Here is a 13,408-nt window from a genome sequence, read left to right on the forward strand (position 1 = left end):
CAAGGGTTACCTCTACTTTTTTTACTTTCCTTGTTCCAACTTCAAAGTAACAGTTGGCTGGTCGCATACTTCTGTCGGCCCGAAGTATTGAATGGGACCCGGATACACGTATTCGGTATTCACCGCCCAGTTGGCACGGTTAGCGGCAAAGAATTTGAACGGTGCGCCATCCAATTTAACCAAGGCTTTCTGAATAACCGGTTTTAGTTCACCATGACGGCGTTCCATGTTCATCATCATTGTTACAGGTACACCTCCCGCAATCCACTGATCGGCAGGGGCTGTCGTGTTACGCACCGACGACATATAACCTGTTTTTCCGGCGCTGATAAGTGCGGAAGCGGTATATCCCAACGAATAGCAGTAATCGGCATCGTAGTTGGACGGAGCGGCGCAACGGCCTTCGTATCCAAAGAAATGCACTTGCGAGGCAAATTTGCCGGTGTATTTTCCTTCTTTTTTCAGTTCGGCCAAACGATTGCCAACCATTTCGGCCAACAATTTTTCGGTCTCGATAAGCGATACCTGTACGTTTCCGTGAGGGTCGCGGTCTAAGGTCAACTGGCGGGCAACGCCTTCGGGCAAACTCGCATACATTTTAGAATTTACAGGCGATAACTTGCTGATTATAAACTGGCGTTGTTGATCTTTCGGCACCCCGTTAAACTCTTCCTGATGATGAGCCAGAAAATCGTTCAACTCGGCAATCAAGGCTTTCACCGCCGGAATAAATTCGATTAATCCTTCGGGAATAAGCACTGTTCCAAAATTGTTGCCGGCTTCGGCGCGTTTTACCACAGCTGCGGTAATATCGTTCACAATGTCGTCCAACGATTGTTCCTTAGCCTCCACTTCTTCCGAAATCAAGCAGAAGTTGGGTTGAGTTTGCAAGGCACATTCAAGCGCGATATGAGAAGCCGAACGCCCCATCAACTTGATGAAATGCCAATATTTACGAGCCGAATTACAGTCGCGTTCGATATTCCCAATCACTTCGGAATACACCTTACATGCCGTATCGAAACCAAAGGATGTTTCTATCATTTCATTTTTCAAATCGCCGTCGATTGTCTTGGGGCAGCCAATTACCTGCACGCCCGCATTAATCGCCTTATAATATTCGGCAAGCACGCAAGCATTTGTATTTGAGTCGTCTCCACCGATAATAACCAAGGCTTTGATACCCAGTTTTTTCAATATTTCGAGACCCTTATCAAACTGTTCTTTTGTTTCGAGCTTGGTACGTCCCGAACCGATAATGTCGAAACCTCCGGTATTGCGGTATTCATCAATAATATCGGCTGTAAGTTCCTGATACTTATGGTCAATCAAACCACCGGGACCCATCAGGAAGCCGTAAAGTTTATTGTCCTTATTCAGGCTTTTTATACCATCGAACAAACCGGCAATTACGTTGTGTCCGCCGGGAGCTTGTCCACCCGAAAGAATAACCCCTACATTCGTTGCAGGCAAGTTTAGTTTTTCGGTCGATTCCACAAACTTAATAATAGGCATTCCATAAGTATTGGGGAAAAGTTCTTTCACTTCGGCTTGGTTTGCAACCGATTCGGTCGCAGCGCCTTCTTCCACTTTTACCGTTCCGTATAATACTTTTGGCATTTTGGGCTTATATGCAGCCCTGGCAATTTGTAAAGCACTCTTTGTCATTGTTTTCTTTAGCTTAGTTGTTTATTTATTATTTAGTTCTGTCTTTAGTTTATCCGGATTTTGGCGACAATCAAATACTGAAACGACTACAATTTTATCATTCGGTTCGTCAATATAATAAACAACTTTGAAAAGATGAAACACCACCAACGAACGAAATGTTTCTTCACATTCTACGAGCAAGGGTTCTTTAGCTGCTATCTCAGGAAATAAAGCGATTCGTTCAACGGAGGTATTTATGTCTGCAAGTATTTTGTTTGCTACTTCTTCATTTTTAGACAAATAGAAAATATAAATTTTCCTTACATTTCCAATTGCCTCCGGCAACCATTCTATTTCCATGTTTCCTGTTCTTTCAGAAATTCCACATGAGAAATACCTTTCCCTTGCCGGTATTGTTCCATACCTCGCGTAACAGACAGTATGATTTCTTTGGCAGTTCGCGGTAAACCGGGAATTTCCCTTGGAAGTCCGACTTCCGGTTGAAGAGTACTATAGCTGCCTGTTAATTCTTTGTAACGCAGATAGTCAATAACATCTTGTATATATTCTATATTTGACGTTATCGGAACCCTGATTACATATTCATTCGATGTTCTTTCTATTACCATGATTGTTATTACAATAGTATAATTTCCTCTGATAACCTGATGCAAAGATACTGAATCTTTCCGAATATTAAAACTTCAATCAGGGCAAACCTTAAAAATTTTACTGCTTATGCCTCTCGGTAAAGTTGCTGATATGAACAGGAGATTCCTCCCTTTGGTCGGAATGACTCGCCTATTAGTGGTTTAAGGGAGTAGGAAGTGGCGGCGAAGCCCCTCCAAACCTCCCCGTAGGGGAGGCTTTTGAAATCCCCCCTACGGGGGGTGGGGGGGCTTAGGGAGGAATCTCATTCGTAATAGTGGTTCTAAATTTTTCTATGCGTTTGCCCTACGCTTCAATATAGATTAACCCTAACTTCTAAAAAAACTTTTGAAGCCCCCTAAATCCCCCGCAGGGGGAAGTTCAAAAGCCTCCCCCAGGGGAGGTTTGGAGGGGCTTAATCCACTCCCTGGCATTCACAAATGCTTCAATCCAAGGAGTTACATCATTTTTCTGGCCTTCGTACGGATAATGCGCACATTGCCAAGGGAAAATAGACCGCTCAAGATGAGGCATAATAGCCAGATGCCGACCATCATCCGAACATACGGCGGCGGCATTGTAGTCCGAACCGTTGGGATTACCCGGATATTCGTCGTAAATATATTTGCCAACAATGTTGTACGCCGATTCTTCCTGAGGCAAAACAAACCGGCCTTCGCCATGGGCAACCCATATACCCAGTTGCGAACCGGATAATGAGCCGAACATAACCGATTTATTTTCAGGTATTTCCACACTTACAAAAGTCGATTCAAATTTGTGGCTCGTGTTGTGCGCCATGATTGGTTTTTCTTTGTGATCGGGATAAATAAGTCCCAATTCCATCAGCAACTGACAACCGTTACATACCCCTAAACTCAAGGTATCGGGGCGAGCATAGAAATTTTTCAGGCTCGTCTTTGCTTTTTCGTTGTACATAAAACTTCCGGCCCAGCCTTTTGCCGAACCCAGTACATCGGAATTGGAGAATCCGCCGCAAAAAACAATCAGGTTGATGTCTTCCAGCGTTTCCCTGCCCGATACTAAATCGGTCATGTGCACATCTTTCACATCAAAACCGGCCAGATAGAGCGAATAAGCCATTTCCCGTTCGCCATTCGTTCCTTTCTCGCGTATGATAGCAGCCTTTATTCCCGACTGCCCTTCGCGGTAAGGCGTAATGCCGTATTGTGCAAAACGGCCTGTGAACGAGGGCGTGAAATTGAATTTCAAAGGCTGGTTTTTGTAGTTATCGAAGCGCGCTTTCGCGTGATCCTCACCGCTTTGTCTTCTGTCGAGCAGGTAAGACGATTCAAACCAAATGTCCCTCATTTTGTCTATATCGAACTCGTGCGAAAAGGCATCTTTGGTTATCACCAATTTGCGCTCTTCGATAGGACGGGCAACGATGGCAAAGCCAAGCCCATAATCGTTCAGTATTTTTTCGACCAAATGATGGTGTTTTACCTGAATAATCACGCCGGGGTTTTCGGAGAAAAGTATCTTGATAATGTCGGTATAATGCAATTTATCGAAACGGACATCCAAGCCGCCTTGCCGGTTGCCAAAGCACATTTCGAGCAGGGTTGTAATCATTCCGCCTGCCGATATATCGTGCCCTGCAATAATCAATCGCCTCTCAATCAGTTCCTGAACAGCATTGAATGCATTTTTGAAATATTCGGTATCCGTTACCGTAGGCGCTTCTTCGCCCAGTTTGCCCATCGTTTGGAACAAGGCCGAACCACCCAACTTGAAAGTGTCGAACGAAAAGTCGATATAGTACAAGTAGGTTCCTTTGATATAGGCCAGTACGGGCGATATTATTTTGTGTATATTTTTTACCTCTCCGGCAGCCGAAATAATAACTGTGCCCGGAGAATAGACCTTTTCATCGCCGTATTTTTGGGTCATCGACAACGAATCCTTTCCGGTCGGGATATTGATTCCCAGCTCGCAGGCAAAATCGGAACAGGCTTCAACGGCACGATACAAGCGTGCATCTTCGCCCTGATTCCGGCAGGGCCACATCCAGTTGGCGCTCAACGACACACTTTTCAGTCCTTCGCTCATCGGCGCAAAAACAAGATTGGTTAAGGCTTCGGCAATTGCCATCACCGAACCGGCCTCCGAGTCAATCATCGCCACCTGCGGAGCGTGCCCGATGGAGGTAGCAATACCGGCCTTTCCGTGATAATCCAGCGCCACCGCGCCCAAGTCGCTCAATGGCAATTGAATTTCGCCCTGTGTTTGCTGGCGCGCCACTTTACCGGTTACCGAACGGTCAACTTTGTTTGTCAACCAATCCTTGCAAGCCACCGATTCGAGTTGCAACACGTTTTTCAGGTATTCCTCTATTTTCGATAAATCGTAGTCCGCATTCGCGTATGTTTCATCTACCGTTTCATCCTTCATCACCGTTTGGGGCGCTTTTCCGAAGAAATCTTCCAGGGCCAAATCAATGGGGCGTTTGCCATCGGCCTGTTCAAACACAAACTTCATATCGCCGGTAGTTTCGCCGATAAGGTACATTGGCGAACGCTCGCGGGAAGCAATCGCCTGCATTTTTTCGGCAGCTTGCTCCGGTATCACCAAGCCCATGCGTTCCTGACTTTCGTTTCCGATAATTTCTTTGGAAGACAATGTCGGATCGCCCACCGGCAGTTTGGATATATCAATTTTGCCGCCTGTCAGTTCTACCAATTCGGATAAGCAATTCAAGTGCCCTCCTGCGCCGTGGTCGTGGATGGAGACAATGGGGTTATCGTCCGATTCGGCCATGGTGCGGATGACATTCGCCACCCGTTTTTGCATTTCGGGATTGGAACGCTGAACCGCATTCAACTCAATACCGCTCGAAAATTGTCCGGTATCGACAGACGACACGGCGCCGCCACCCATACCAATGCGGTAGTTATCGCCACCAAGCAACACCACTTTTTCACCGGCCACAGGGTCGCTTTTCAAGGCATCGCGCTTATTGGCAAAACCAACGCCTCCGGCCATCATAATCACCTTATCGTAGGCAAATTTCTTTTGATTTTCCTGATGCTCGAACGTCAACAGCGAACCACAAATAAGCGGTTGACCAAATTTATTTCCGAAATCGGAAGCGCCATTCGAGGCTTTTATCAATATTTCTTCCGGCGTTTGGTACAGCCAGTTTCTTTCGGGCATAACGCTCTCCCACTCCCGGCCTTCTTTTGTGCGTGGATAGGAAGTCATATAAACCGCCGTTCCGGCAATGGGCAAGGATGCTTTTCCACCGCCCAGGCGGTCGCGAATCTCGCCACCCGAGCCGGTTGCGGCTCCATTGAATGGTTCTACGGTGGTGGGGAAATTATGTGTTTCGGCTTTCAGGGAGATAACCGATTTTATTTCTTTGGTTCGGTAATAGTCCGGTTTATCGCCGCTGGCCGGTGCAAATTGCTCAATCACAGGGCCATCGTTGAAGGCCACATTGTCTTTGTAGGCCGATACCAATTTGTTGGGGTTGAGCTGCGCTGTTTTTTTGATGAGCTTAAACAGGGAGCTTTCTTTTTCCTCGCCGTCGATAATAAACAGGCCATTAAATATTTTGTGGCGACAATGTTCGGAATTTACTTGCGAAAAACCGAATATCTCGCTATCGGTCAGTTTGCGTCCCAATTTTTTGCTGATGATTTCCAGGTAGTCTATTTCTTCGGGACTGAGCGCCAAGCCTTCTTTTTTGTTGTAGGAAGCAATATCGTCGATCTCGATAATCGGGTCGGGTTGCTTGTCCACGGTAAAAATGTGCTGATTCAAGCCATCGTATATCCGTTGCAGCATGGGGTCGTGCTTCGCCTCCTTGCCATTCACCGAAAAATACTCCTCGATACGAAGAATATCCGAAATGCCCATATTCTGGGTAATTTCCACCGCGTTCGTACTCCAGGGCGTAATCATTTCGCAACGAGGGCCGACAAAGAAACCCGCTATGTCCTTTTTATCGACATATCCGGCTCCACTAAAAAGCCATGTTAAACGTTGAATATCTTCCGAGCTTAAAGAATTAGCTGTCTGAACAGCTAAAATGTTGTTTGAGGTAGTCTGAAAAAAAGAAATCATAATCTAATTGGCTATTACCTGATTCTAATGAGAGCACAAAGTTAGTGAAAAATTTAAACAGAGTAAAATGTTTAATTAGCTAATTCAGGGGCAAAGGCAGGAAAAATAGAAAACCTGATTTCCACAATACAAAACACACGAAAAAATGAGGTAATGAGATTACACCATTCGTTGTAACACATTGCTACTGAGATAGTTTTGTAAATAGAATTAGGTGTGAATGAGGTTCTAAAATACATGCGCCAGCCACAGATTTACTCTGTGAAAATTACTCTGTGCAACTCCGTGGTTAATAAATCCGGCTAAGAGATTGCGGGTCAGGCTTGCAATGACAGATTTTTTAATAAAACAAAACGTCCGCCCCCAAAAAAGGACAGACGTTTCGGTTATGATAAAGAAAATGATTATTTTCTTAAAAATTCGTCGATGTGTTGTGCTGTTTTACGGCCTGAGGCAATGCTTGTTACAACCAAGGATTGTCCGCTTACGCAGTCGCCTGCGGCAAAAACTTTATCCACATTTGTTGCCCGGTTTTCGCCTGTGGCTATGTTGTGGCGAATATCGTCCACTTTCAGGCCAAGTTCTTTCAATAATCCTTCCTGGATGGGGTGAACAAAACCCAAGGCCAGAAATGCGTAGTCTATTTTCAATATTTCGGGTTTTCCGATTTCTTTCAGGGTCATTTTGCCTGCTGCATCTTTTACCCATTCTATTTCAACCAGTTCTACGCCTGTAAGAACTCCGTTTTCGCCAATGAAACGTTTTGTGTTCACCGACCAACGGCGTTCGCAACCTTCCAAGTGAGAAGAGGAGGTTTTCAGCACAACCGGAAACGGTACAGGCCAAATGTCTTCTGTTTTCAGGTCGCTCATTACCGGAGGTTTGGGCATGATTTCTATTTGCAGAATGTTTGCCGCACCCTGGCGGTTAGCCGTCCCGATACAGTCCGATCCGGTATCGCCACCACCGATAACCAATACATTTTTACCTTTTGTATTGATTAGCTGTCCGGCCGGAATTTCTTCATGGGCAACCAGCTTGTTCTGTGCCGACAGGTATTCCATGGCAAAATAAACACCTTTCAGGCTTCTGCCTTCAACGGGCAAATCGCGCGGCACCTGCGAGCCAATAGCCACACACACCGCATCGTTCTCTTTTACAATGTCTTTGCCTTTGATGCTAACGCCTATTTCGGCATTTGCCACAAACTTCACCCCTTCGGCTTCCATGATAGCAACACGTCTGTCAATCACATTCTTGGGCAGCTTGAAATCGGGAATACCAAACCGCAGCAATCCGCCTACCTGCGTATTCTTTTCATATACAGTTACTTCGTGGCCTTTCCTGTTCAGCTGGTTGGCCACAGCCAATCCCGAAGGACCCGAACCAATTACGGCGACTTTCTTTCCTGTGCGCGTTTTAGGCGCTTTAGGCGTCATAAGACCTTCCCTGTAAGCATGTTCCAAAGTGGATACTTCATTTTCGCGGATGGTAACCGGACTGCGATGCAAAGAAAGGACACAGGTCTTTTCGCAGGGAGCGGGACAAACACGTCCGGTAAATTCCGGAAAATCATTTGTTATCATCAGCACCTCTGCCGCTTGTTTCCACTTTCCCTTATACACATAATCCTGCCATTCGGGCATCTTATTTCCTAGCGGGCAACCCCACTGGCAAAACGGTATGCCGCAATCCATGCAGCGCGATGCCTGCTGCCTTCTATCTTCCGAGTTCAGGGTCTGTTCTACTTCCCCGAAGTCTAATCTGCGTTCTTCAACAGGACGGTAACCTGCTTCTTTTCTATTTATTGTTAAAAATGCTTTCGGATTTCCCATAATTATCTTCTCAGTTACGAGTTACAAGTTACCAGTTACAAGATACTTACCCGTAACCCGTAACTACTCTATAATTTAATAATCAAATTCAACTTGTGCTATTTTTTTCTTGATAGCCTCCAATTTTTCATCTTGCAATACTTTCTTGTATTCGATAGGCATTACTTTGATGAACTTACCGCTTTCTTCCGCCCAATTGTCGAGAATACCTTTAGCCAAAGGACTTTTTGTAAACTCGTAGTGGTTGGTGATAAGTTGTTTCAACTCGCGAGTATCGGCAGCATCTTCAATCAACGAAAGTTCTACCATCTCCATATTACAGAAGAAATCGAAATCGCCGTCAGCATCATATACATAAGCAATACCGCCACTCATACCGGCGGCAAAATTGCGTCCGGTTTTACCAAGAACCACCGTACGACCGCCTGTCATGTATTCGCAACAATGATCGCCCACTCCTTCAACCACGGCTATCGCGCCACTGTTTCTTACGCAGAAGCGTTCGCCAACCTGTCCGTTGATATATACTTCGCCCAGCGTAGCGCCATACAACAAGGTGTTGCCGGCTATGATATTTTGCTCGGGTTTGTATGTCGCTGTGGTCGGCGGTACCAGAATTATCCTTCCTCCCGACAGGCCTTTGCCCAGATAGTCGTTGGAATCGCCTTCCAATTTAAAGGTTACCCCTTTGGCTAGGAACGCGCCAAAACTTTGTCCGGCAGAGCCTTTGAATGAGCAGAAGATGGTGTTTTCGGGCAAGCCTTTGTTGCCATAGCGTTTCGCTATTTCACCCGATAACATGCCACCAACCGTACGGTCGGTATTTTTGATATTTCTCGACAACTCAACAGGCATTGCTTTCTCAATCGCCGGACGCGACATTTTGATAAGCTCAACATCCAGCACTTCGGTCAGCTTATGGTTTTGGGTTTTCGTATGCAAAATCGGGTTCACTTTTGCTTCTTCGGGGAAGTAGAGCAAGCGCGACAAATCCAGCTTTTTCAGTTTGTCGTTCGACTCATCTTTCACATATTTCAGTAAATCGGCGCGTCCGACAATGTCGTCCAGTTTTTTCACGCCCAACGCAGCCAAATGCTCCCGGATATTTTCGGCCAGGAAATTGAAGTAGTTGATCAGGTATTCGCTGCGTCCTACAAATTTCTTACGGAGTTCCTCGTTTTGGGTAGCAACACCAACAGGACAGGTATTGACATGGCACTTGCGCATCATAACGCAACCCAGCACAATAAGCGCGCTTGTGGCAAAACCGTATTCTTCGGCGCCCATCATGGCGGCAACAACTATGTCGTGTCCGGTCTTCAACTGACCATCGGTCTGCAAGCGAATCTGTCCGCGCAAATTATTCAATACCAGTGTTTGTTGAACTTCGGCTAACCCTATTTCGAGCGGCAAACCGGCATGTTTGATAGAACTCATTGGGCTGGCGCCTGTTCCACCTTCGCATCCGCTTATCAGGATGAGGTCGGCTTTGGCTTTGGCCACACCGGCAGCAATAGTCCCTACCCCGCTTTCCGATACCAGTTTCACACTGACAATAGCGGCCGGATTTACATTTTTCAGGTCGAATATCAACTGAGCCAAGTCCTCGATAGAATAAATATCGTGGTGAGGAGGAGGCGAAATCAGGGATATACCGGGTATCGAATGACGGGTTTGAGCGATGATTTTATCCACTTTAAAGCCGGGTAACTGTCCACCTTCTCCGGGTTTGGCTCCCTGTGCAATTTTAATCTGAATTTCATCGGCATTCACCAGGTATTCGGTTGTAACGCCAAAACGTCCCGATGCCACTTGCTTGATGGAAGAACGGGCATTTGTTGCAAAACGTTCGGGCAACTCGCCGCCTTCGCCCGTGTTACTCTTACCACCGATGGCATTCATGGCAACAGCCATTGCCTCGTGGGCTTCGCGGCTGATTGACCCGAATGACATGGCGCCTGTAACAAAGCGTTTCATGATTTCGGAGGCCGGTTCAACTTCCGATATGTCAATCGGGGTCGTACTTGGCGTGTAATCAATGAAATCGCGTAAAAATATCTTTTCGGTTTTTTTATCTACCGTATCAACGTATTCCTTAAACTTCTTGTAGCTGCCGAGGCGTGTTGCCAACTGAAGCTTGGTGATTGTCTCGGGATTCCAGGCATGAAACTCGCCTTGCTTCCTCCAGGCATAAACACCCTGATTTATCAATGTAGGATCGGCAAAGTCTTCGTAAAATGCTTCATGATAAGGAATAATTGTTTCGTAAACAATGTCCTCCAAATCTATTCCTTCTATTTTTGAAGTAGTGCCCTTAAAATATTTGCTTATAACTGCCGTACTAATTCCGACTGCCTCAAATATTTGAGCGCCACGATAGCTTCTTAGCGTAGAAATACCCATCTTCGAGAGCGTTTTCAGCAATCCCTTGTGGATAGCTTTCATGTAATTCTTTTCCGAAGTATGGAAATCGAGCTGTATATCGCCTTTTTTCACCAAATCGTCGAGTATGGCAAACGCCAGATAGGGGTTAACCGCATTGGCTCCGTACCCGAACAACAAAGCAAAATGCATTACTTCGCGCGGTTCGGCCGATTCTACAACGAGGTCTATCTGCATACGTTTACGCCGGTCGATGAGGTAATGATGGACGGCTGATACCGCCAACAAGGATGGTATGGGCGCATGTTCCGCATCAACACCTCTGTCGCTCAATATAATATAGCTATTTCCGGCATCAACGGCTTTTTCGGCTTTCAGGCACAAGTCTTCGATGGCCTTTTCCAGTCCTTTTGCACCCGCTTTCGGGTCGAACAGCATGGGTAGCGCCGTATTTTTAAAACCCTTGTATTCAAGGTGGATCAGCAGGTCGAGCTCGGTATTTGTAAGAATTGGGTTCGATATTCTGACCATCTTACAATGTTCGGGCATCGGCTCAAGCAAATTCTTGTGAAGCGAGCCAATATAACCCGCCAGAGACATGACAAGTTCTTCGCGAATAGGGTCGATAGGCGGATTGGTTACCTGGGCAAACAACTGCCTGAAATAGGTAAACAACCGGTATTGCCTGCTCGAAAGAGCGGCGATAGGCGCATCGTTACCCATAGACGCAGTAGGTTCTTTTCCCTCCAATGCCATTGGAACAACCACCCGTTCAATATCTTCCTTGAAATAACCGAATGCTTTTAAAAATTTCGAATAATTGTCGAGCGAATATTTGATGCTTCTACCCGAAGAAATATTGTCGAGCGATATACGGTTTTTATCCAGCCATTTTTTGTATGGAAAGGCTTTAGCCAAGTTTTCTTTCAATTCGGCATCGTAATGAATTGTACCGGCTTCGGTATCAATCATCAACATTTTACCGGGTTTCAAGCGTCCGCGTTCTTTAATTTCCGATGGTTCGAAAGGCAGTACGCCTGTTTCGGAAGCAACCACCATCACATCGTTATGTGTAATCAGGTAGCGGGCCGGGCGCAATCCGTTTCTATCGAGCAATCCGCCGGCATAACGACCGTCAGAGAACAAAATAGTGGCCGGACCATCCCAAGGCTCCATAAATAAGCTGTGGTATTCGTAAAAAGCTTTCAGGTCGGACGAAATGGGGTTTTTTTGATTCCACGATTCGGGAATCATCATCGCCAAAGCGTGCGGAAGAGATTTGCCCGACATAACCAAAAATTCGAGTACATTGTCGAAAGAGGCGCTGTCGCTCATAGCATACTGAACAATCGGCCAGATGTCGTCCATATTGCCTAACGCTTCCGATTTCACAACGCTTTCGCGCGCTTCCATCCAAAGCCTGTTCCCGCTGATGGTATTAATTTCGCCGTTATGGCCAAGCAACCGGAATGGTTGCGCCAAATCCCAGGTGGGGAATGTATTTGTGCTGAACCGCGAGTGAACAAGCGCAATACCGCTCGTAAAGTTCGGATTCAGCAAGTCGGGGAAATAATTCCTGAGTTGAAGGGAAGTCAACATCCCTTTATATATAATACGTTTGGTGGACAAGCTAACAATATAAGAATTGCGTTTGTCTTTCATTGTCGAATTAAGCACTGCTTTTTCTACCTTTTTGCGAAGGAGATACAGTTTCAATTCCAGCTGTTCGGGAGTCAAATCGTCTCCGACAATGAATATTTGCTTAATCTGAGGTTCGTTTGCTCTCGAAATTTCGCCCAGAATATCGCTATTAACCGGCACTTCGCGAACAGCCAACAGTTTCAACCCGTCTTTCTCGACTAAATCGGAAAGGGTAAGCATGTATATATCCGCCTCCGATTTGTCTTTAGGCAAAAACACGAGACCGGTACCATAATGTCCTTTTTCCGGCACAGGGATTCCCTGCAATAATATGAACTCATGAGGTATCTGTAACATAATACCGGCTCCATCACCGGTCTTATTATCGGCGCTTTCCGCTCCGCGGTGGTCCATATTTTCCAATACCTGCAATCCATTCTCTACAATGGCATGTGATTTCGCGCCCTTCAAATGAAGGATCAACCCAACACCACAAGCATCGTGCTCATAAATGGGATCGTACAATCCCCGCTGTTCACCTAATGTTTGATCTTGCATATTCAATATTCAATATTCTTAGTTGATGTTAAATCTTGTTATATAAACTTCTCCCTAAAGTTTCAGGATGCAAAGATAATAACTTCTTACAAAAATAGAATAACAAGCAAGTCAAAAGTTTATTTTTTGATTTTTTAAATGCTAAATGAATAAAAAACTAGCATTTTTATCTAAAAGATAGATGTCAGATTCCTTTTTTCTATGGATGCAATAGCTAAAAAAGCATTTTATTATTCAATTCTAAATCTGTCATTATGCAGGGCAAACATGAAAAAATTTAGCGCCACTATTACGAATGAGATTCCTCCCTTTGGTCGGAATGACTTGCTTATTAGTAGTTTAAAGGAGTAGGAAGTGGCGGCTTCGCCGCCACTTCCTACTCCCCTCTCCCCAAAAGGAGAGTGTCATTCCGACCAAAGGGAGGAATCTCCTGCTCATATCGGCAACTTTACTGAAAGGCACAAGCAGTAAAATTTTTCATGCGTTTGCTCTATGTCATTATGATTATTATTAATGCACTTGTAAAATAATTTATCGTAATTATCTTTGAAAACGAAAATAAATGGCATAACTTTGTACGACTTTTATAAAAATACAACGAAGAT

6 protein-coding genes are annotated in these 13,408 nt (G+C 45.4%); all 6 read right to left on the bottom strand.

Annotated elements, in window-relative coordinates; genetic code table 11:
• Positions 1–21 precede the first annotated feature (21 nt).
• The 6 genes from ACYPWY_RS08360 to gltB all read right to left on the bottom strand — a co-directional run bounded on the left by ACYPWY_RS08360 (position 22) and on the right by gltB (position 12,803).
• Positions 22–1,668, bottom strand: a complete 1,647-nt coding sequence (locus ACYPWY_RS08360; protein WP_459685055.1) for a diphosphate--fructose-6-phosphate 1-phosphotransferase — start codon at positions 1,666–1,668, stop codon at positions 22–24.
• A gap of 21 nt (positions 1,669–1,689) precedes the next feature.
• Positions 1,690–2,010: a type II toxin-antitoxin system RelE/ParE family toxin gene (locus ACYPWY_RS08365; RefSeq protein WP_459685057.1), complete on the bottom strand. Its 321-nt coding sequence runs from the start codon at positions 2,008–2,010 to the stop codon at positions 1,690–1,692.
• The gene (locus tag ACYPWY_RS08370; RefSeq protein ID WP_459685059.1) at positions 2,001–2,279 is read right to left on the bottom strand and encodes a hypothetical protein; all 279 of its coding nucleotides are present in this window, start codon (positions 2,277–2,279) and stop codon (positions 2,001–2,003) included. Before ACYPWY_RS08370 ends, ACYPWY_RS08365 begins: the two co-directional genes overlap by 10 nt.
• A 400-nt stretch (positions 2,280–2,679) precedes the next feature.
• Positions 2,680–6,387 carry a phosphoribosylformylglycinamidine synthase gene (purL, locus tag ACYPWY_RS08375; protein WP_459685060.1) on the bottom strand — a complete coding sequence of 1,236 codons (3,708 nt, stop codon included), beginning with the start codon at positions 6,385–6,387 and terminating at the stop codon, positions 2,680–2,682.
• Between the two features lie 404 nt (positions 6,388–6,791).
• Complete coding sequence (locus ACYPWY_RS08380; RefSeq protein ID WP_459685062.1) at positions 6,792–8,222, bottom strand: glutamate synthase subunit beta; 1,431 nt, start codon at positions 8,220–8,222, stop codon at positions 6,792–6,794.
• Between the two features lie 75 nt (positions 8,223–8,297).
• Positions 8,298–12,803 (bottom strand): glutamate synthase large subunit, encoded by a 4,506-nt coding sequence (gene gltB, locus ACYPWY_RS08385; RefSeq protein WP_459685064.1) that lies wholly within the window; start codon positions 12,801–12,803, stop codon positions 8,298–8,300.
• Between the last annotated feature and the right edge of the window lie 605 nt (positions 12,804–13,408).

It is taken from the genome of Viscerimonas tarda, assembly GCF_054601255.1.